Consider the following 22,158-nt stretch of genomic DNA (forward strand, 5'->3'; position numbering starts at 1 on the left):
TTTATTCCTCCTAAAAGTATGTTTAAGTGATCATTTCGCCAATCCATTCGGCAAGTTGGTTAGGTGTAATCGCTGCTACATGTGCCCCCATATTGGCTAGCGTCTGTGCAGCATGTTTGTTGTACACCGAATCTCCGTTGAAATCGAGAGCGGTGAGCACAAGCAACTTGCATCCTGCATCAATAATATCCTTACAAGCTTGATACATCTGATTAATCGGGTAACCTTCCTCCAGATCACTCACCAGAATGTAGATCGTTTTTCCAGGATTCTCAATCAGCGTCTCCCCATAACGCAACGCTTTGGCGATATGGGTTCCTCCACCGAGTTGCACATTCATCAATACATCTACGGGGTCCTCAAGTCGCTCGCTCAGGTCCACAACTTTGGTATCAAAAATGAACAGCTTTGTGCGTAGCGCATTCAATCGATAGAAAATACTCGCCATGACCGAACTGTAAATCACCGAATCCATCATACTACCGCTTTCATCTACACCGATAATGATGTTCCACTTATTGTGCTGCTCTATATTCCCGTCAAAATAAAGACGATCGATAACAAACCTTCGTTTGTGTTTATCATAATTTTTAAGATTACGAGTAATGGTCCGTTTAAAGTTCAGGTTGCGCAGGGACCGCAAAGAACTGGATGCGTACCGACTGCGTTTCCCCATAATACTGGCCCGGGTATGAGACTCCAGCTTCCTGCGGAGATCTTCAACCACCGTGCGTACAATATCTTTTGCACTCCGCAGTACATCACCTTTCATTCGCCCTTTGAACTGCATGATGTTTTTGAGCAGGTTCATGTTAGGTTCAAGAGACTCCAGCAGTTTTTTATCGGTTAAGAGCTCCGTCAGTCCATAACGATCAAGCGCCTGCTTCTCCAGAATTTCAACCGTTGATTTGGGAAAAAGATCTCTGACCTTGTGTAACCAATTGGGTACGGTAAGCTCGGATGAACCATGTCCACCCTCTTTTCGGTAACCTTGTTCTTCACCGTATTCACGGTTATAGAGGTACCCTAGAATCTCGTCCAATTCAACATACTGAAATTCACCCGTTCTATATTGATCCGATTCACAAAGACCTTTCTCTGCAGATTCCCCCAAAATCAGGCGCCAACGGTTCAAGGTTTCAACAGCACTTCGTTCTTCCGAGGAAGACAACTCTGGCAACGTTTCGTCCTGGCCGCGAAGGCCATCATTCATATTAACTTCCATGCAGCAAACTCCTTTCGAAGCGCCTCATCCTGGGTTCTGTACCGAATGAGTAATTGCTCATCCAATGCAGGCATCAACATTTCATCCGACCTCACTTGGTGCAGATTGGCCACACGCTCGGCAATCAGATTCGTTTCCATTGGCGTAAAATAAGTGAACGCCAGACGTAGTTCTGGAATCATAGCAATAAAATCATCATAGGATAACTGCTCAATTAACCCATTTAGCTCATGTAACAGTTGGTCCTCATATAGGAATGCATCTCGCGCTACGGTAAAGACACCTTGTAGAAATAAAGCCGTTTGACGCGTCTGTTCCGGCGTTCCGCGGATATACCCGCGGGCTCGCTCCACGATCTCTTCTCTAGATCGATCACCAAGTCCCGAAGCAATAGCGATACATACTCCTTCAAGCTGAGCAGGTAGCTTCGAATCTGACAAAAGCTCGTGCAAATGGTTTCTAAAAGCCGTATCCTGGAATTGCTCTTCGGCAGACTCGGCCAGCATTGCAAGTAGCTTTATTCCCTGAATAATACCTTCATGCTCGTCCGCATTCGTTCGCGAAAGCTGTTGCAGCTTGTCCACTGCGTTACGGTAAGCTTCAGATACTAACTCGGGAAGATGAGGGTCATCCGATAGTCCTAGCAACCGCCGATGCTGATGAATCCGATTCAGAATCGTTAAGCTGTTGCATAGTGACAGAAAATGTCCATCTGTCCGCAGAGCTGCTCGAACCTGGGCATACAACTGCATCGCTGTCTCCTGAAGTCCCATTAATAGTGCCTGGAGCATTTTTTGAGCAAGTTCACCGCTGTGATGGTCAGGAATATCTCGCATCTGCTCTTCCATCTTTCGGGTAGCTGCTGTGGCAAGCGTTCCGCCATATAAAGAATTTTCAATAAGCCGCGCTTCAATTCGTGAGGAATACATGTATTCCCACGTTTCACGAACCAGATTCATATCACGTTGCGCGATCCAATCCGGTCCTGCCTGTCGCTTTGCGAACTCGGGGACAAGATAAGAGATGCATTGAAACAACTGGCTCATCAAACGATGTTCCGGCTTGGCATACAGATCAAGTACCTTTTTATGCTGACCCGTCGTTCGAATCTGAAGCTTGAATTCCGAGCAACGCGCTTTAAAATCCTCCACGATAGGAATATGAAACGCATTAGGTGCAACGCTCCCGATGGCATCCCCGGTCAACAGAAGTTGCAGTTCCTGAAGAGGCTTGTCGGTGGCAAGTGTAAGCTCTCCTTTGACAAATGAAGAGAGGGCCGCATCCATCAGCTCGTACACTCCGCCTTCCTGCTTGCCTCGAAGCTCCGCCAGACCTTGAATCATACTATAAGCCTCGATCGCATCGCTTGTGGATACATGTTCTTGCTTGTCACGTAGCTTACGCATCAGTCTAGATAATAGATTCAACGTGGTCACACGATAAGGTGAATATGAAGAACGAAGCAGGTGATCCCAGATTTGATCGTAAAAATAAACATAAGGCATACCGCTGGCATAACCATTCAATCGATCCGCTTCGGCAAATGTATACACCATCGGATACACCTGTTCTTGAACATTTCCTGAATCTGATGTATCGTGTTGCGTCGAATTCGCCTTGGGTTCATTTTTCTGAACAGACGGACTCATTAATCCAAACGTATGAAAACCTCCCGTAATTACGAGCACACGCTGATACCGCTCTTCAGCTTCCTTGATTCGTTTCGCCATATGGGCTTCTCTAACCAGGTCACCACTTGCGATCAGACGCTCCGGGGTGTAACACATTCGGGATAATGTACAATACGTGAAAACATCCTGCACAAAGGCAGATGTAGGCTTCAGCAGCCCCCCGATCTCAAACACCTTTTCCCAAAGTTCATCAAAACTGCGGCAGTTTGTTTTCTCACATAAACGGTTAATGAAATCTGAACTGGCAAGCAGCTTTTCGTCCTGAACGGAGATTTCTTTCTGCTCTGTTTGCGAAGGACTCTCCGTGGTTCTGGATACATGCCGATAATCCAAATCTATAAATTGTGCCGAAATGCCAAGCCGGTGTGCTTCCTTCAGCGCAACATATTCGGGTGAATACCGGAGCATCGGATAATAACAGGCTTCTCTTCCATATTCATCCTCATAGGTATAATAGAGACTGACCGGAGGCATGGTCGCTTCATCCGTTAGTACAGGTATCAGAGAATTGCCGCTTTCCGGTCCTTCAATCAAAATGATATCCGGTTTGTACTCTCCGATAACATGTAACAGATGATGAGAACAAGCTGGACTATGATGCCGTATTGGAAAATAAACCGTTCGATTGTTTAAGTTATATACACTTGTATCGAATAAGGATTGAAGCTGATTCAAATCCGTAACACTCGATAAACCAGCAGCGTCAGTAGGCTCCACTTGGTCTAACCGATCCATTTTCTTTCCTCATAATAATTCTTCCAAATTTCCTCTTCGGCAGAGCGAGCTTTGACAATTTTGGAAAAATAGTTTTTGAGAATGCTTAGATCCTTGTCGTTTTCCTTTGCAACGGTTCCCAGCATATTTTGCACCAACCGATCCAACGCAATAGATTTCCCCTCATAATAGTAAGATGTCATTGCGCTCTGCACATATACCGACACGGCTTCTGCAGTACTCATGGACGCTTGAGGTGTATCAAGCTTGTACCCTTCGCGAGACATGCCTGTTCGTAGCTCCATAAAAGTAGTTGCCAGCAACTCCACTACATCGGTTTGAATTTCGGTATCAATTCCACTATGTAATAACAGGTTTCTCGCCTGAGATTCAATGATTTTGGCTTCCATCTTTACATTCTGGATCGGTTTGATCGTTTCAAAATTAAAACGTCGCTTGAGTGCGCCGCTCATCTCATTTACACCTTTATCCCGAATATTCGCCGTAGCAATGACGTTGAATCCAGGTTTGGCAAACAGCACCCCCCCGTCAAGTTCTGGAATGCTCATGACTTTATCGCTCAAAATACTGATCAAGCTGTCCTGTGCTTCGGCCGGACAACGTGTAATTTCCTCAAAGCGCGTTAAAATACCTTTTTTCATGCCATTGTATAACGGGGAAGGCACAAGAGCTGCTTCAGAGGGCCCTTTGTCCAAAAGCATCGCATAATTCCAGGAATATTTAATCATATCCTCCGTTGTTCCAGCCGTACCTTGAATCGTATTCAGACTGGTCCCCGAGATCGCTGCCGTAAGCAACTCACTTAGCATCGTTTTGGCTGTACCGGGCTCACCGACAAGCATCAACCCGCGATTCCCTGCAAGTGTTACGACCGCACGTTCAATTAACACATCATTCCCGTAAAATTTGCGTGTGATGGCGATCTTCTCTCCATCCAGCATCGCCGGCTTATCTCGACCAATAATAAAATCCCGCACATTAGCTGGAGATAATAACCAGTTGGGCGGACGATGACCCTGATCCTCCTGTTGTAACGCCCGTAACTCAGCCTCGTATAAAGTCTCGGCAGGCGGTTTAAGCATTTCTATCATCGAGATGTCTCCTCTCATACAAACAGATCGTATGTTCCTATTCCCATCATTTTATCATAGCCATCAGCAGATGAGTCTGATAACGGGCAAAAATGGTTGAAACGTCCTTCTTACCTGCACTTTTGACTAAGTCCAAGGACTTACATCACCGTACAAATGTGAATCCTCTCTCCCGTCTACATCTAGAATAGAGCAATTTCTCATTCTATCCTTTGGAATATCGCTTAGGCATATAGTTCTACTTATCAACACTAACGGCCAGACTTCAGAGATAGGACACTACAATCTTATAAACAATCCAACATCTCTTCTAACCACTGCATAAAAAGAAAAAGGATGCAAAACGCAGAACCGTGCATCCTGTGCTTCATCCATCTGCATAATTGCGGCATATTGTCTCCCATTTCACACAATCAACTGGCTAAAGCCATAAACAAAAAGCCGCTAGATTAGCGACTAAATGAAAGATTATATCGTGTTCTATAGACGCTACATTCTCCGTCCGCACGAAGATGAGTACAGCTCGTACCATTCATACCGTGTCAGTTCAACCTGAGCCGCATCACGGCAAGCGAGAATCCGCTCCGGACGAATCGAACCGATCACCGGCTGAATTCCGGCTGGATGTTTCATTAACCAAGCCAGTACAATGGCTTCACTCGTGACACCACGTTCTTTAGCAATACGAGCCACCAGGTCTGCCGTTGCTTCAATCTCAGGCCGTTGTCCTTCAATAGCCCTGCCTGTAAATCTTCCTTGTGCAAGAGGACCCCAAGCTTGTAGCTGAATACGCTCTGCCTGGCAGTACTCCATCGTACCGTATGGGAAAACATTTTCTTTCGCCTGCGCACGGTTCACGGTTACTCCAGCTTCTACAAAACCGATTTTATCAAGGCTCATCTCCAGTTGATTCACGATGAATGGCATACGACTGTACATCTGAAGCAAACGAATCTGTTCAGAACCCATATTAGACACGCCGAAGTTTCTTACTTTTCCAGCCTGATGAAGTTTAGCCAGCGCTTCTCCGATTTCCTGCGGGTGGGCAAGTGGGTCGGGACGATGCAGTAGCAAAATATCCAGATACTCCGTGCCGAGCCGGGATAAAATCCCGTCAACACTCTTTAAAATATGTGCCCCTGATGTATCATAACGTTGCGGCCCCTCATCATCCCCGACCAATCGAATTCCGCATTTGGATTGGATAATGAGCTGTTCCCGTAGACCGTGCCTTTCGGATAAAATCCGCCCAAATACATGCTCCGCTTTCCCACGTGTATAGATGTCGGCCAGGTCAAAATGATTAATTCCAATCTCCAGTGCTGCTTCGACCGCTTGACGGCCTTCAACTACCAAATCCTCAGTAATGGGGGCTCCATCCCAATCTCCTCCAAAGCGCATACACCCCAGAACAATAGGACTCGCGGGAATCTGATGATCATGTAAAGGCAACTGTCTATATGACATTTCCATGCTCCCCTCGTATTTTTATTTTTGAAAACGCATTCTTACTCACTCTCTTGTCTTCTTGAGTCCAACACGATATTCCTGCATTACTTACATTTTTTCATATCGAAACAAGGTTTCGAACCTTTACATATGGAATAATTACAAAGTGACATATCTTATTGCCAAGGAGAGGAGATTACACATTTGAATCCGAATGCATCTAATGAGACGAATGAGAGCAACGAGACCTCTGGCCCAGATTTTTTCACAGCATCATTTACTCAGAATCCTTATCCGGTATATGAAAAATTAAGAAAAGATGACCCCATCTTTAAAGTGATGTTTCCGAGTGGAGAGTTTGGCTGGATCATTTCCCGATATGAGGACGCTGTTCAGATTTTGAAAGATTCCCGCTTCAGCAAAGACATAGTCAAACGATACGGAACAGAGGGCAAGAGTATTTTTTCAAAAAATATGCTGTTCTCTGATCCACCTGATCACCGTCGTTTAAGGGGATTGGTACAAAAAGCTTTCACGCCGAAACTCATCGCAGATATGAGAAGCCATATCCAGAGCATTGCGGATGATCTGCTCGACAATCTGCCTTCGCATGAAACGATGAATCTCATAGATGACTTTGCTTTTCCACTACCTATTATTGTCATTAGTGAAATTCTTGGCGTGCCGCTGGAGGATCGGGAGAAATTCCGCATGTGGTCTAACACCGTTATTGAGGCTTCCACCGGGAAGAATGCAGAACTATTCCAACAGCACGAACGGGAGTTCATCGAATATTTGACCGATTGGTTCGCCAAAGTACGTCAAGATCCGGGTCAGGATCTAATCAGCCAGCTTATCATTGCCGAAGAATACGGAGAGCAGTTGACCGAAAAAGAATTGCTTGGTGTGGTCTCGCTGCTTATCATTGCTGGACATGAAACCACTGTAAATCTTATCGGAAACGGTATTCTGGCTCTGCTTGAGCATCCGGAACAACAAGATTTGTTAATTCGGGAGCCTGAACTTATCCATCAAGCCATCGAAGAGATGCTGAGATATAACGGGCCGGTTGAGTTCAGCACCTCGCGTTGGGCTTCAGAAGATATAGAGTTCCGTGGACAGCAGATTGCCAAAGGTGAACTTGTGGTTGTGGCGCTGGATTCAGCTAATCGAGATGAAGAGCAATTCAAAGACCCGGATGTGTTTGACATCACACGTGAGAAAAGTGCGCATCTCGCCTTTGGCAAAGGTATTCATCTCTGTCTCGGTGCACCGCTGGCCCGACTTGAAGGCGAAATTGCCGTGAGTACGCTGATTCATCGTTTCCCTCACATGAAGTTGCAAAACAATGTCGACACACTGGAATGGAGACCGGGCATGGTCGTTCGCGGTGTCAAGGAAATTCCGGTGTTACTAAAATGAGCAGTTTCTTATTCGTGGTGCTGCTGTTGATTATTCCAATTTTGTGGTCCAAACTGGGGAGTCTGCAACGTCAGGTAGATGAACTGAAATCAGAGGTAGAGCGACTTCAAAACGGTTCGTCTGTCGATGCGAATCGTTTTGCTATCAACGCTTCTTCTGTCCAAAACGCTTCCTCCTTCTCTTCAACTACAGGCACAAACTCTTTTCCTCAGAGCGGATTCGATATGAATACGGAGTTGGATCGGGAATTGCTCGAAATGGTACGTCGCGGAAACAAAATTCAGGCTATAAAAAAACTGCGGGAAGCCCGAAGCCTCTCTTTAAAAGAAGCGAAAGATTATGTTGAAGCATTAGATCGATAACAGGGGCACAATTGACCAAAGCGGTCTTTTATATGAGCATAAGCTTATACTAAACATCATGAACTAACAGCGCTGAATTGCATCATCCATAAAACGAAAGAGGAACTGAGCGGATTAACGCATACAGTTCCTCTTTTTCGTACTCTTTTTTATAAACTTTCGAATTCATAAACATGAGAAGTAACGGTGCTCCTGACTTCTTACTGAGCAGTTACCGCCCCATCGATTGCATATACAGCTCCGTTGATGTACGGTGCATCGTTTCCGAGCAGGAAAGAAACCAGATTAGCGATTTCTTCCGGCTTACCGAGACGTCCCGATGGAATGCTATCTACTGTAGCTTGGAAAACCTCCGGATTATCTTTACCGAATTGAACAACCATCGGTGTCTCAATCGTCCCTGGAGCAATCGCGTTCACGCGAATGTTCTCTTTGCCATATTCAATCGCTGCTGTGCGCGTCAAACCAACAACACCATGTTTCGTCGCCGCATACGGAGCAACTGCCGGAACACCCACAATTCCAGCGGTAGAAGCTGTATTCACAATGGAACCTCCACCCGTTTTGAGCATTTCGGTAATAACATATTTCAATCCGTAAAATACACTTCTCAAATTAATATCGATAATCTGGTCAAACTGCTCAATGGTATGTTCGATTAATTTGATCCCTGGGCCGGCAATACCCGCATTGTTGAAAAACATATCAATACGGCCGAACTCTTCGATCGTCTTTTTCACGTAATTCTCTACCTCAGCAGCTTTACTTACATCGGCCTGAACAAAAATTGCTTTGCTTCCCAGCTGTTCAATCTGCTTCACCGTTTCAAGACCTGTCTTTTCCACCAAATCCACGACAACGATGGAAGCTCCCTGCTCCGCTAGTTTCAGTGCTGCGGCTTGACCTAATCCACTTCCTGCTCCCGTAATGATGGCTACTTTTCCTGCGTGACTCATGATGATCTCCTCCAATTATGTGTCAATTGTGATCGTACCTGTTCATTCCTCGGCCTTATATGGATGATCTATGTAGGTCAGCAAGGACATGACTCCTTCCTGACTTTACCTATTTTAATAAACAATTGATTTAAAAACAAACCAAATCATAACTACCCATATTATTTCGAGTAAATTCAGCTGCGCTACAGTCTTCGAGTTTGACTCACTCCTGCACATGCAATCTACCTGTTGCTTACCGAAGCAAGTTCGTTTTCGCAAGCTCAATTAATTCATCGCCACGGCCATTCAGAACGGCTTTCATCATCCACAACGTGAATCCTTCGGCTTGTTTTATATTAATTTTCGGTGGCAGGGACAGCTCCTGGCGATTCACAACAGCATCGATCAATACCGGTCCATTGTGTTGCAACGCGCGTTCTATGGCTCCCTCAAGCTCCGCAGGATCTTCTACGCGTATGCCTTCAATGCCCATTGCCTGTGCCACCATCGCGAAGTTTGGATTCACAAGCTCTGTTCCCGATTCAAGGAAACCGGCAGCTTTCATCTCCAGCTCTACAAAGCTGAGTGCGCCATTGTTAAACACAACCACTTTGACTGGAAGGTTATGCTGCTTCAGCGTGAGCAGATCTCCCATAAGCATCGCTAATCCCCCATCTCCGGACAACGAGATGACCTGCCTTCCAGGATCAGCAACCTGAGCACCAATGGCTTGAGGCAGTGCATTAGCCATCGTTCCATGATTGAATGAACCGAGCAATCTGCGGTTACGACTCATCTCAAGATAACGTGCCGCCCATACCGTTGGTGTACCCACATCACAAGTGAAGATGGCATTTTTCGCAGCGGCATCACTGATCACTTTGGTCAAATATTGCGGATGAATAGGCTTTTTGCCTGGTTTGCCCACTGCAAGCTCGTCCAAATCCTCCCGTACTTTTGTATAATGCTTCACGCTTTTACGCAGATGTTTGTCACTATGTTCAGCCGTGAGGTATGGGAGCAACGCTTCAATCGTCGCCTTGATATCACCGCACACCCCGTAATCCAGTTTGGTTCGCCGTCCCAAATGTGAGGTTTGAATATCCACTTGCAGCACCGTAGCATCTTCCGGGAAAAACTGACGGTACGGAAAATCCGTTCCGAGCATAAGGAGCACGTCACAGTCCATCATGGCATGGTATCCCGAAGAATATCCGATTAGCCCTGTCAGCCCTACTGAATAAGGATTGTCGTATTCCAAGTACTCTTTCCCGCGAAGTGCAATAACCATAGGGGATTTCAATCGATCACAAAGCTCTAACAGTGGTTCACGAGCCCCCGCACATCCTGCCCCGCATAGAAGTGTGATTTTTTTGTCCTGATTCAAGTACTCCGCCAGCTTGGCGAGTTCGGGTTCAGAAGGATGTACAACCGGATGTGGTGCATGGTATACATGCTCGGGAACAGGCAAATCAGCCGCTTCAAGTCCAGCAACATCGCCCGGAAGCACAATGACGGACACCCCCGAACGTGCTACTGCTGTCTGCATCGCCATTGTGAGCGAACGAGGCATCTGCTTGGCTGTCGTGATCACTTCACAATAATGACTGCATTCCTGGAACAAATACTCTGGATGAGTCGCTTGAAAATATTCGCTACCAATCTCGTCACTTGGAATGTGAGCAGCAATGGCCAGAACCGGTACGCGGTTTCGATGGCAATCATAGAGTCCGTTAATAAGATGCATATTCCCCGGCCCGCTACTCCCTGCACATACGGCAATGCTCCCACTTACTTGGGCATCTGCACCCGCTGCAAAAGCCGCTACTTCTTCATGTCTTACATGAATCCATTCAATTTTGCCTGACTTGCGGATGGAGTCGAGGACCGCATTCAACGAGTCTCCAACAATGCCGTATATCCGGTGAATTCCCGCATTTAATAAGGCTTCAACAAGAACGTCTGCTATCGTTTTTTTCATGATGCTGGGTCACTCCTTTATAACGTTATTTTGATTAGGTTTCCATCCCTTGAATATACCTATTCTTATACCCCAATATTTTGAAAAACGAATCAAAAGCATATGTCACTCCAAGTATATAAACACAATCTTCTATAACATCTGGAGAAAAATCAAAAAATCCGTTTACCTTAAAAGGCAAACGGATTACTCTTGTATTTCTCACGATATCTTCTCCTGAGAGCATAGTTAATCAAATGGCTGGCATAACATTGCCACCGCTTACAGGGATATACGCTCCAGTGATATATGAGGACAAATCGGATGCTAAGAAAGCAACGACGTTTGCAATCTCCTGATCTTCTCCCCTGCGTCTCAATGGTACAGATCGAGTATAAGCCTCGTCATGTCCTGGTTCGCTTGTTCGATCTCGTTCACTAATCGTCCAACCTGGGGCAACCTGGTTAACCGTAATCTGATATTCGCCGACTTCCTTCGCTAACACACGATATACACCGTCCATCCCGCGTTTTCCTGCGGTATAGGCTGATTGATGGGCAAAATTTTGCATCGCACATTCGGTATTAATCCCAATGAATCGACCGGATCTCATTTCCTGCATCTGCGGAATGAAAGCTTTGGCAAGATATACACTCTGCATGACACATGATTCGAACTGGCTTAAGTAATCCTCGGGTGCCTGATCCAAAACGGAAGTCCATTCGTATTGAATGACTGCATTTGCAACGGCAATATCTACGGTACCCATCGTATTTTGGATCGCATCTCGTATCCGAAACGCGGTATCCTGTTTAGTCAAGTCACCTTGCACGATTACGGTCTGCCGACCCAGTGCTTCAATCTCTTCCTGCAGTTCTTTGGCCTTCATTTCGTTGTTTATGTAATGCAGTACCAGATTCGCGCCGCAAGCTGCGAGTGTACGAGCAATCACTCTTCCCAATTGCCCCGTTGCACCCGTAACTATTGCCGTTTTTCCCGTTAAATCCAATTTCATGACCTGAGTCACCTCCTTATCCGTTCTACTCTAAAACGATTTCGAAAAGTGGATTTTAAAATACTTGTGCCGCCTGCATTTTCGGATATCAAGACTTCCTTTGGTTTTTTCTTGATTCTCAGTCCATTTCCAACGTTACTTTTGGATCTCTATTCACCATTGTGTTTCATAAAATCAATTTCCTGAAAACGGCTGACTTCCTTCTCCCAGCGCTCTGCAACATACTGACGGTGTACGGGATGGTCATTATAAGCGTCATAAGCAGCCTGATCTGCAAACTCCATGGAAAAACCGTAATCAAACTCATTCTTAACACTCACTTGACGTAACACTTGAAAATGTTCAACACCTGGAATTTCCGCAAGCGCTTGCTTACTTTCGTTCAAAAAAACTTCGGACTCCGCTGTATCTTTACCTGCATAAAGTGTAAATGTAACCATATGTGTAATTCTGCTCATCTCTATTTCCTCCTCCACTATGTTCAGACTCTGTACTCTAGTTTACAACTGATTGCGCTGAAAGCGCAATCTTTGGTTGAGATGACGAATGAGTATTCATTCAAGATACTAAGAAAACACACCTAAAAAATAAATCTAAAAAAACAAAAACCCCCGGAATAAAATCCTAGGGGTTTCTCCTCATCTATATGAGAACTAGTTTTTGAGGTTGTATTTGCGGTTGAACTTGTCAACACGTCCACCGATATCCACGTTTCTTTGTTTACCAGTGAAGAACGGGTGGGATGCAGAGCTAGTATCTACACGGATAACAGGATAAGTGTTACCGTCTTCCCATTCCATTGTTTCGTTCGAGAACTTCGTGGAAGAAGCCAGGAATTTGAAGTCAGCACTTGCATCGTAGAAAATAACGAGCTGTGTTTTAGGATGGATGTCAACTTTTGGCATAATCTATTTACACTCCTTTAATATGGGTACTTCCTAGAATCAAACTAAATTTTATTATACTCTTTTTTTGCACGAAGTACCAGCAAGAATTGACGAAAAAACAAAAAAATTATAATTCATGCGAGTGGGCATCCGATCCATCCTTACGCGGGGCCTTTTTCCAGTACATGCAACATGTACTCGAGGGCCTCGAGTTCATCCCTTCCTCTGGTCTGTAATCGAACCATACTGCCGTTTCGAAGCGGAAGTAAAGCCATGCCTAGCAGGCTCTTTACATCTACACGATGTTCATGATCAGCCTCCGTATAAGACAATAATATGTCCGATGCAAAACGTGACGCTTGAGAGGATACCGACAATAACTCATCCCGATGAAAATCCGCGTGAATCATAAATTCATGTGTTCTCACAACTTTCAATTCCTTTCGCCAAAAATAGGAGTAACCTGTAATGATGTGTTTTCATTTATATATTAAAATCAACATGAATTATACCATGTGCTGGCAGGTTGTCCATGCCTTTCATGCGGAAAAAACAAAAAAATTACGGCTTCTCCCGTTACAATTAAAAAAAGGTCCTGTACACATATGTGTACAGAACCTCATTCCCATAATGTCACATACCGTTCGGGTAAACCATCACTTTAAGACTACCGCTTTTGTTATGAAGCGCCCGCTCCATGGCCTGTTGCGTCTCTTCAAGGGGGTATCGATCCGAGATCAAAGACATCACATCATGCTGTCCCGAACTTAAAAAGGCAACTCCGGCAGGATACGTATTGGCATAACGGAATATGCCATAGATATCGACTTCATTATCGGCAATAAACGGGACATTGATCGCAATCTCATCCTGTGCAGGCAATCCAACAATGGCCAGCTTACCACCTCTGCGAAGAGAATATAGCGCCGATTGTAGTGCTTTGGGATTACCTGCTGTCTCCCAGGCTGTATCCACCCCAACGCCGTCGGTAATTTCCCGTATCACAGCAAGCGCATCCTCGTGACGCACATTGATGGTGTGCGTTGCTCCCATACGGCGGGCGGCCTCAAGACGAACTTCCTCTAGATCCGTGACAATTATGGTCTCTACTCCGAAGGATTTCGCTGCCGCAACAGCCATCAGTCCGACGGGGCCCATGCCCATAATAGCCAGTGTCGTTCCTGGAGAGAGTTTGCTCCGACGGGCAGCATGAATACCAACAGAAAACGGTTCATTCATGGCTGCTTCCTCAAAGGTCAGATGATCCGGAATTGGAAATACCATATCTTCTCGTATGACCATGTACTGGACAAATGCTCCATCGACCGGAGGGGTTGCCAGGAATTGAACATCAGGACACAGATTGTAACGTCCTTCCTTACAAGCTGTACAGCGGCCGCACGTCACTCCAGGTTCAATGGCAACTCGCTCCCCCACCTTCACCCGGGCAACGTCTGCACCTACCGCGACGATAACCCCTGCACATTCATGACCAAGAATAATCGGTTTCTCCACCACAAATCTGCCAATGCGACCATGCTCAAAATAGTGTACATCCGATCCACAAACGCCTACGGCCATTACCTTGATAAGCACTTCATGAGCTGAAGGTCTGGGAACAGGTTGATCCTCAATGATAATATGTCCAGGCTTCGTCATGACGGCGGCCTTCATCGTTACGGGCAGCTCGTGTTCACTCATACGCATTCTCCTCCTTATGCTTGTCGGTGCTGTCTTTCGTTTCAAAGAAAACATTGCGTATTTCGTACATGATCAATTAGTAAATCTTACGCGCTTGCTCATCCTGGATTCCGCTCTTGCGATAAAAATAAGTGTTAATCATATCGCGCCATTCCTTCGCGTGCTCTGCCTGTTCTTCCTGTAGCGCAGCTACCTTGTTAAAGATGACTGGATCCACTTTACCTTCCAGCTCTCTCCACGTTTCGAGCAAAGCTTCGGCCTGCGCAGCACCTTCGAAATGAGTATCGTAGATGTGCTGGATAACCGTTTTACCGGAATGTAACACATGCGTGTACGGGACATGATGGAAAAAGAGAATTAACTCATCGGGACAAGTCTCCAGTGATTCATATCGAGCTGCATTTTCCGCATGATATTGGGAAGTATAACCTGTACCACTCTTCACCGTCCGATCGACCCCAATTCCATGACAGTCGGCAAAGTGATACGTTCCCCATTTGGAATACTCGTAACCATCCACATTAGGTCCGTAATGATGATCCGGATTGACCATCCAGCCTACACCTAGAGGTGCAGTGTAGTTTTCATAGATGTCGAGTGAAGACAGTAACATACCTGTAATCCGCTCCACGACTTGCTCGTCATGTCCAAACGTTAATCTGACCCACTCATCTGCGATGGCTTCTGCCGAGAGCTCAGGATTCCACCCTAGTCTGCCATATCCGTACAGGTTCGCTTGAGCCAGCGGATGTCCTGTCCAACTTGCGTCCGCACCGATGTTGGATACAGCCGCAAATCCACTGTACTGGCGCAGATAGAGCGAACCGTCTGCAATGCGTTTGATCTCCGAACCTTTACCTTTGGCATACGTGTCAAAATCCAGAATTTCTTTCCACTGTGGCACAAGATAAGCCAGATGACGCTGCTGTCCTGTATATTCCTGCGTAATCTGAAACTCGATCACCTGATTCGTATTCTCCATCGCCCCGAATAAAGGGGATACTGCTTCTCTAACCTGAAAATCCATAGGTCCATTTTTAATCTGCAAAATGACATTGTCCGCAAACCGTCCGTCTAGCGGCTTAAAGTGATCATAGGCCGCGCGAGCCCGGTCTGTAGTACGATCCCGCCAGTCCTGCTTGCAGTCGTATACAAAGCACCGCCAGATGACAAGTCCGCCAAACGGACGAAGTGCCTCGGCAAGCATGTTCGCACCGTCTGCATGGTCACGATTGTATGTGAACGGCCCCGGACGGTTTTCAGAATCGGCCTTGATCACATATCCACCAAAATCCGGAATCGCAGCGTAAACCTTCGCCGTTTGAATGTTCCACCACTCACGTACCTGATTATCCAGTGGATCAGCTGTCTGCAAGCCACCAACTTCGATTGGACTCGCGTAATTGGCACAAAGAAACAAGCGAATACCATACGCTCTGAATTCAGCCGCTACCTTCGCAACATCACCAAGATATCGTTCTGTCAGAAAAAGACTCTCTAGCTTATGCACATTCACGTTATTAATCGATATCGCATTGATTCCGGTTGAAGCCAGCAATCGGGCGTAATCTCGAATGCGCCCTAAATCCTGCGTAAACTCACCGTTTTCGTAAAAAATAGAACGCCCGGCATATCCTCGCTCAATACTACCGTCCACATTATCCCACTGATTAATCATGCGCAGTTGATTCACGGGTTGCTCTTTAATAAATAAAGGCTTCTCCCCGTCAAGAGCCGAACCGGCTTCTTCTGACTTACCTTGCTTTAATGTCAGTTCACGCAACAAATGAAAAACAGCGTATAAAACACCTTGCGGCGTCTCTGAACCAATAACCAGTTCCTGAAGAGACTCATCTTCACGAATGATAAAACCTTCACCCTGTACAGCGGCACGTTCTGTCTCCGTAAACACACTAGTCACCTGATTGTTCCCTGCCCATGTACCCAATCGGATTGACGGTTTACGTTGTTCGTCTGAATCCGTGCTTTGGGTCTGAGAATGGCGAATGACAGGCTGTTCACCGTACAACTTACCGAGCCCTTGCTTGAGCTCGGTAAGAGCGGTGTCGATGACGAGATGCCGTTCCTGTACATCAATCACTCGGCTCCAGAGAGGAGCTACTGTTCTCGTAGCACCGTTCGCTCCTGACAGTGCAGTATGGTAACCTAGCCATGCTTCATATTGCGGGCCGGACAGTCCAGATTGTACGGTAGTTTGACTCATTGTACAGCCTCCTTGCTTGCATAGATCTGTGCAAGACGATTATTTTTGCCTTCAAGCAACCACAGAATAGAAGTTACGCCACGTGGGTAATATTTGCTGCCGACGGCAACACCGGACAAGATCTGGTCACTCCAGCACCAGTAGGATTCCTCCGGATGGAGCAACCATTTTACATGAGCAGCATCCGCTGCTTCCCCAGTCTCATCCCACTCAATACCCAGAATCTCACGTGTGATAAATTGGGACAGGTAGATTTTGCTCAACCAGGAGTTGTTGCTTGTCGAAGACAGCTTCCAGCCGCCATCCTCAAACAGGCATGTTCCGGGAACCAACACCGTTTTCAGATGTGTGTGTAGTGCCTTGATATAAGGTCCGAACCGGCCGTTAACATCCAGTGCTGCTTCACAACCCGTAAAATACGGGAATACCAAGCCTTCAATTGCCGGAATGATACGTGAATCGTTATTTTCCGCAATAACCGCCGGGATGTAACCACCGTCTGTCAATTGAGCAGCGACGCTTGCCGCGCAGCGATCAGCTTGTTTTCCTGCCTGATGAGACAGCTCTGCGAGCTTCTCGGCTGCAAACAACTTTTCGAGTGCAACATAAACAGCCCAACATTTACCCGCAAGATAGATATTGTTCCGCGATTGTCCAAGGGATACGTCCAAACTGTCATACGTGGTAATCTCTGCCCCGCCTTGTGTACGGCTGCTATCCAGACCCATTAAGCCATTACGTCGATCTGCTTCAGGATGGTCGCGGTTAAGCATACTTTGGAAGCATTCCTGAATAACCGGCAACATCTCTGTCATAAACTCCCGATCTTGCGTCTGCTCGAGATATACCGTTGCGCAACAAAGCCAGTTCACAAGCTCTTCATGGCTCATCTGAGAGAAACAGTCATCGATGCCGACGAGTTCATATGCCGAATGACCCGGACGGGAAAATACATTGGCGATACCAATATCATGTGTAAACGTCATGCCGCCTGGATGCAATTTCTCTTCTCCAGGGAAGCGAACCTGATCCGTATAGCTATAACGCTTCACAAACCACTCCAGCTCATTGCGAACAGTCCATGGATTAAGAGCAAGCTCGAAGTACAACTGATCTGCGGTCAGATCCAACGTATTCATCATCCGATATTCGCCTTCATTCACAATCCAGAGCGGCTCGCCATCTGCATCGAGCAGTTGGGTGCTCGCATAGTAGCTGTGGATGGAATGAGCTAGCATAAAGGACTGATCTTCGCTAAGCGCTGCCGTTCCAAGACGCTGATCTACTTCGGCACAGGATGCAGTCAATGCATCAAAACGATCGAGCGCATACTCACCCGCTTGCAGAATGTCAGCAAAGTAACGTGTGTACAAGTATGTGGTGTCCATACCGGTGGTAACAATTCCGCCCCGATAGAAACATACCGCGAATTGAAACGTGCGTTTCTGACCTGCAGGAACTTCCATCAGCAATACAGAAATAGACCCTAAGCCAAATGCCAAATTGTCCCGATGTTTTTCCTCTAAAATTTTCTCCAGCGTAAATCCGCGTGCAGGCCACAGACCTTCATTTTTGGACACAATAGCTGTCAGACGCCCTTGTCCAACCCCTGTCAATGGTCCTCCCTCTGGTCCACCAATCAAACGCATTGCAGCATACGGATCACTACCCTGATAACCGAAGTACCCTTTACGAGTTTTCTCGCCTTGGCTGTTGTCAATGGTCATCTCGACCAACACTGCGGGTACGAGCGCATCCATCAGCGCTTCACGATCCGCACTGTTCGGATGAGGAACGGGACGTACAGGCGAATAGATACGAAATTTCAGATCCCCTGCATTCCATGTATCCGTCCCTGAAGTAAACTCCCGAGTAATGTCTTCATCCCGAAACGCCGAAATCAGCGGCTTTGCTCCTGCACTGTCAGCTTGACTTCCGCTGTCCAGCTTCTCCACATCATAACGGCTACTCTCATCTTCACTTGCTTCATAAAAAGGCAATGCCTGATAGTGCTCTCCATCACGAGCTTGCAATCCAATATATACGTTTTGGTCAGCCGGCTTCCCGAGTTCAAGCCCCAGCCCACCTTTAGCCCCTTTGTAACCTAGCGTGAAACTGGCAAAAGCACCGATTGGTGCGTGATGCGCATTGTAAAAAATGGAATTGGATGTACTCATTCTTCATAACCTCTCTTGGAATAAGATATGCATACGTTTTCATTAGCCCCATCCTATCACGCAGTACCCGTCCAGACCATGAACAAATCAATCGAATATTTACCCAAATCAAGCTGATGTATGATAAAATATAAAGCGGTTACACTTTTAAAATTTTAGTGAATTCGTTCTAAATATGTACATAACACAGCATAACATGGCCCAACATAAGGAGGAATTCAAATGTCTTCCACGTATTTACCTCCCGATCTGGGAGAAAGTGTGCATGAAGTGTTTTACCCAGATGTACAAACCACCGTTAACTTGTTCGCTATTCATCTGCGCAGTGTCGGACCCGATTGGGACTATCCTGCGCACGAGCATCCTCAATATGAACTCAATTATGTAACAGAGGGTGTGCAGTATATGACCATAAACGGTACTTTATATGTACAAAACGCTGGCGAGCTGCTGCTGATCCCTCCGGGAAGCATCCATTCCAGTCAGAGCCGAAACGGGGAAGGCTTCACCTATTTCTGTATGCATTTTGATATCGATGATCAGCTGTTTCTCTCCCTTCTGGCTCGAATCAAGCAAGTATTATTCACTGCAGACAGCCCGGTTACCCGGCAGATTGAACCGGTGCTGCACAAACTGATGTCCTCTGCCCACGATCAATCCGCGAGTGCTATGGTACAGCGCATGCAGCTGCAATCCGCGGTATTTGAGCTGTTTGGTCACCTCTGGGAGACTGTGTCTCAGGAAGCAGCCCAGACGTTTGCGGGTGGGTACGAACGGATTGAACTGGCGCATCAGATTCGTACTCGGCTCCAGGGACTAATGAGCCAGCAATTCAAACAAGGCGATGAATCAGACACCCACTATGGGATCGATGATATCGCCGCAGAACTCGGCATCAGTACTTCGCATTGCAACCGTGTGTTCAAACAAATATTCGGGCAGTCTCCTCGTACCGTTTTATCTCAAATGGTGCTGCACGAGGCCAAAGTTCTATTAGGCAATCCGCAACTATCTGTTCAAAATATCGCAGTGATGCTTGGATATAAGGATATCGCCCATTTTAGCCGTCAATTCAAACGGTGGTCGGGGAAGTCCCCTTCACAATATAGACAGGAACAGCCTGTTCTGGAGTAATGTCCAGCAACAGGCTGTTTTATTTGATGATTATGTTACATATCGTTATTTCAGCAAACGTTTGATCAGATTCAATTTGTTATTGTAAGGCGGGTACAGCATATGCGGATTAAGCTTGGTACTCTTTTTCAAAACACTTTTCATATGTGAAAAGGTCTCGAAGCTGTACCGCCCATGGTACGAGCCAATACCAGAATGACCTACTCCTCCAAACGGTAGCCGTGGATTGGCCACATGTGTAATTGTATCGTTAATGCATCCTCCGCCAAAAGAAACCTCGTTCAACACTTTATCCTGAACAGCTGAATCGGATGTGAACAGGTACAAGGCTAACGGCTTTGGGCGTTTAACAATATTGCTAATTGCTTCATCTAAGTGACCATAACTGATAATCGGCAAAATCGGCCCAAAGATCTCGTCTTCCATCGTAGCTGCATTCCACGATTCCGCGTCAATTAAGGTCGGTTCAATAAAGCGATCCTCTTCATCGGACGTTCCTCCATAGATGACCTGATCCCGATCTCGTTCAATCAGAGCAGTCAAACGTTTAAAGTGTGACTTGTTCACGATGCGCCCATAGTCCTTGCTGCGCTGAATGTCCGTTCCAAAGAAGTTTACAATCGTCGCTTTCATCGCATCAATTAAAGGTTTTTTTACACGCTCATGTACAAGCAGGTAATCCGGGGCGATACAAGTCTGTCCCGTGTTGAGCAATTTGCCCCAAATGATCCGCTCGGCTGCTACTTGAATGTCTGCCTGCTCATCCACGATAACAGGACTTTTCCCGCCTAGTTCGAGTGTGACGGGGACAAGATTTTTCGCTGCAGCCTCCATCACGATTTTACCAACGGGTACACTGCCTGTAAAAAAGATATAGTCGAACGACGCATGGATAAGCGCTGTCGTCGTGTCTTTGGCTCCTTCGACCACTTGCACATATTCCGGCTCAAATACTTCACCAATCAATTTCTTCACGACAGCCGATACAGCCGGTGTGTTCTCTGATGCTTTGAGCACCGCCGTATTGCCTGCGGCAATCGCACCAACCAGAGGTTCAATAAGGAGCTGAAAAGGATAATTAAAAGGCCCAATAATGAGCACCGCACCATACGGTTCAGGCAAGATGTAACTTTTGGAGCCAATAAGCGCCACTTGAGTTCTAACCTTAGCAGGCTTTACCCACTTTTTAATTTTACGCATCGTGTGTGTGATGCTGTCGAGCATAAATCCAATCTCTGTCGTATAGGATTCAAATTCGCTTTTGCCCAAATCTTGATATAATGCCTGTGTTAGCTCGGTTTCAAATTTCTGAATAGCCTGCTTGAGTCGGCTCAGCCGTTCTATTCGCATACCGGCCTGGCGCGTAGCACCTGAACGAAAAAATGTACGTTGCCTTTCAAGGATCACCTGTACTTCCTCATGGCTCAATTCCTGAAACGTAGTCATAACAGTCATCCTCCTTCGTTGAATGTATTATTGATGAAAGGTTTAAACCGACGAACATATAAGGTACATGCCTTGGCATGTTAGCTTTTTCCTTGATACTACTCAGACAATTATTTTAAAGGCATTCCTCTTCAAGCGCATCGACAAGCTGTTTCAGCAAATCGACGGAAGCATGCAGCGAAGCGGAATAATAACGCTGTGTTCCTTTCTGTTCCACGAATATGAGCCCTTTCTCCAGTAGCAGCTTCAAATGATGGGATATCGCTGGACGGGATAAGTTGGACTGCTCCGTAATCTCATTCACGGTCATTTGCCCTTTCTCACTCAACATAAGCACAATGGACTGACGATGGTTGTCGCTCAGAACTTGAAACAGCGGGATACATGTTTGAAAAATGGTTATGGCCTTCTGCCCCATATTTACACCTCAATTATCATTCTGCATTCTACATTCTACATATTAACTATCATTTTAACTATCATTCTACGAAATTCATGGTTATTACTTTTATTCGTTTAAACATTTAAACTTATAAGTTGAATTGTACTCCCTTATATCTCAAATTTCAAGAAAAACAGCTCAGAACAACAATCTTTTATAAATAAAACGCTTCCATTCTGCCATACTTGTATGGTAGTATGGCAATGAAGGAGTTGAAGTTGTGGAGCATACCCCCAGATTATCATCCAAAGCCGGTTTA

The 22,158-nt window shown here is 46.1% G+C and carries 19 protein-coding genes; 3 read left to right on the forward strand and 16 right to left on the reverse strand.

Annotated features, from left to right (window positions below; all coding sequences use genetic code 11):
* Positions 1-22 precede the first annotated feature (22 nt).
* From FS818_RS08270 to FS818_RS08285, 4 genes are all read right to left on the reverse strand, one after another.
* The gene (locus FS818_RS08270; RefSeq protein WP_145331278.1) at positions 23-1,225 is read right to left on the reverse strand and encodes a VWA domain-containing protein; all 1,203 of its coding nucleotides are present in this window, start codon (positions 1,223-1,225) and stop codon (positions 23-25) included.
* Positions 1,210-3,651: a DUF5682 family protein gene (locus FS818_RS08275; protein ID WP_222128810.1), complete on the reverse strand. Its 2,442-nt coding sequence runs from the start codon at positions 3,649-3,651 to the stop codon at positions 1,210-1,212. The genes FS818_RS08270 and FS818_RS08275 overlap by 16 nt, the downstream gene beginning before the upstream one ends.
* The gene (locus tag FS818_RS08280) at positions 3,639-4,739 is read right to left on the reverse strand and encodes an ATP-binding protein (protein WP_397351764.1); all 1,101 of its coding nucleotides are present in this window, start codon (positions 4,737-4,739) and stop codon (positions 3,639-3,641) included. Before FS818_RS08280 ends, FS818_RS08275 begins: the two co-directional genes overlap by 13 nt.
* 492 nt (positions 4,740-5,231) lie before the next feature.
* A complete protein-coding gene (locus FS818_RS08285; RefSeq protein ID WP_145331282.1) occupies positions 5,232-6,209 on the reverse strand; it encodes an aldo/keto reductase in 978 nt (325 codons plus the stop codon).
* Positions 6,210-6,395: 186 nt separating this feature from the next.
* On the opposite strand from FS818_RS08285, the gene FS818_RS08290 reads away from it, so the two are divergent.
* Entirely contained in the window at positions 6,396-7,613 is a 1,218-nt protein-coding gene (locus tag FS818_RS08290; RefSeq protein WP_145331284.1) for a cytochrome P450 family protein, read from the forward strand.
* A complete protein-coding gene (locus FS818_RS29220; RefSeq protein ID WP_260989810.1) occupies positions 7,610-7,975 on the forward strand; it encodes a ribosomal protein L7/L12 in 366 nt (121 codons plus the stop codon). Before FS818_RS08290 ends, FS818_RS29220 begins: the two co-directional genes overlap by 4 nt.
* 200 nt (positions 7,976-8,175) lie before the next feature.
* On the opposite strand, the gene FS818_RS08300 is transcribed toward FS818_RS29220, so the two are convergent.
* The 10 genes from FS818_RS08300 to FS818_RS08340 form a co-directional block, all read right to left on the reverse strand.
* Positions 8,176-8,931 (reverse strand): SDR family NAD(P)-dependent oxidoreductase, encoded by a 756-nt coding sequence (locus FS818_RS08300; protein WP_145331288.1) that lies wholly within the window; start codon positions 8,929-8,931, stop codon positions 8,176-8,178.
* A gap of 235 nt (positions 8,932-9,166) precedes the next feature.
* Positions 9,167-10,894: a ubiquinone-dependent pyruvate dehydrogenase gene (poxB, locus tag FS818_RS08305; RefSeq protein WP_145331290.1), complete on the reverse strand. Its 1,728-nt coding sequence runs from the start codon at positions 10,892-10,894 to the stop codon at positions 9,167-9,169.
* Positions 10,895-10,928: 34 nt separating this feature from the next.
* The gene (locus FS818_RS28735; RefSeq protein WP_186331789.1) at positions 10,929-11,099 is read right to left on the reverse strand and encodes a hypothetical protein; all 171 of its coding nucleotides are present in this window, start codon (positions 11,097-11,099) and stop codon (positions 10,929-10,931) included.
* Between the two features lie 27 nt (positions 11,100-11,126).
* A complete protein-coding gene (locus FS818_RS08310) occupies positions 11,127-11,888 on the reverse strand; it encodes an SDR family NAD(P)-dependent oxidoreductase (RefSeq protein WP_145331292.1) in 762 nt (253 codons plus the stop codon).
* A 149-nt stretch (positions 11,889-12,037) separates the two neighbouring features.
* Positions 12,038-12,346, reverse strand: a complete 309-nt coding sequence (locus tag FS818_RS08315) for a Dabb family protein (RefSeq protein ID WP_145331294.1) — start codon at positions 12,344-12,346, stop codon at positions 12,038-12,040.
* Between the two features lie 195 nt (positions 12,347-12,541).
* Complete coding sequence (locus FS818_RS08320; RefSeq protein WP_090916418.1) at positions 12,542-12,793, reverse strand: type B 50S ribosomal protein L31; 252 nt, start codon at positions 12,791-12,793, stop codon at positions 12,542-12,544.
* 143 nt (positions 12,794-12,936) lie between these two features.
* Positions 12,937-13,203, reverse strand: coding sequence for an HPr family phosphocarrier protein (locus FS818_RS08325; RefSeq protein WP_260984745.1), 267 nt, complete (start codon positions 13,201-13,203; stop codon positions 12,937-12,939).
* Between the two features lie 205 nt (positions 13,204-13,408).
* The gene (locus FS818_RS08330; RefSeq protein ID WP_260984746.1) at positions 13,409-14,482 is read right to left on the reverse strand and encodes an NAD(P)-dependent alcohol dehydrogenase; all 1,074 of its coding nucleotides are present in this window, start codon (positions 14,480-14,482) and stop codon (positions 13,409-13,411) included.
* A gap of 70 nt (positions 14,483-14,552) precedes the next feature.
* Positions 14,553-16,700, reverse strand: a complete 2,148-nt coding sequence (locus FS818_RS08335) for an alpha-glucuronidase family glycosyl hydrolase (RefSeq protein ID WP_145331298.1) — start codon at positions 16,698-16,700, stop codon at positions 14,553-14,555.
* On the reverse strand, positions 16,697-18,877 hold the full coding sequence (locus tag FS818_RS08340; RefSeq protein ID WP_145331300.1) for a glycoside hydrolase family 52 protein: 2,181 nt from the start codon (positions 18,875-18,877) through the stop codon (positions 16,697-16,699). The genes FS818_RS08335 and FS818_RS08340 overlap by 4 nt, the downstream gene beginning before the upstream one ends.
* A 222-nt stretch (positions 18,878-19,099) precedes the next feature.
* Here FS818_RS08340 and FS818_RS08345 point away from each other — a divergent pair, with 222 nt between their 5' ends.
* Positions 19,100-20,011, forward strand: a complete 912-nt coding sequence (locus tag FS818_RS08345) for a helix-turn-helix domain-containing protein (RefSeq protein WP_145331302.1) — start codon at positions 19,100-19,102, stop codon at positions 20,009-20,011.
* 45 nt (positions 20,012-20,056) lie between these two features.
* Here the strand turns inward: FS818_RS08345 and FS818_RS08350 are convergent, their stop codons facing one another.
* Entirely contained in the window at positions 20,057-21,457 is a 1,401-nt protein-coding gene (locus FS818_RS08350; protein WP_260989811.1) for an aldehyde dehydrogenase, read from the reverse strand.
* Positions 21,458-21,572: 115 nt separating this feature from the next.
* Positions 21,573-21,875, reverse strand: coding sequence for an ArsR/SmtB family transcription factor (locus FS818_RS08355; protein WP_145331306.1), 303 nt, complete (start codon positions 21,873-21,875; stop codon positions 21,573-21,575).
* Positions 21,876-22,158 lie beyond the last annotated feature (283 nt).

Source organism: Paenibacillus xylanexedens (assembly GCF_007680605.1).
Lineage (GTDB): Bacteria > Bacillota > Bacilli > Paenibacillales > Paenibacillaceae > Paenibacillus > Paenibacillus xylanexedens_B.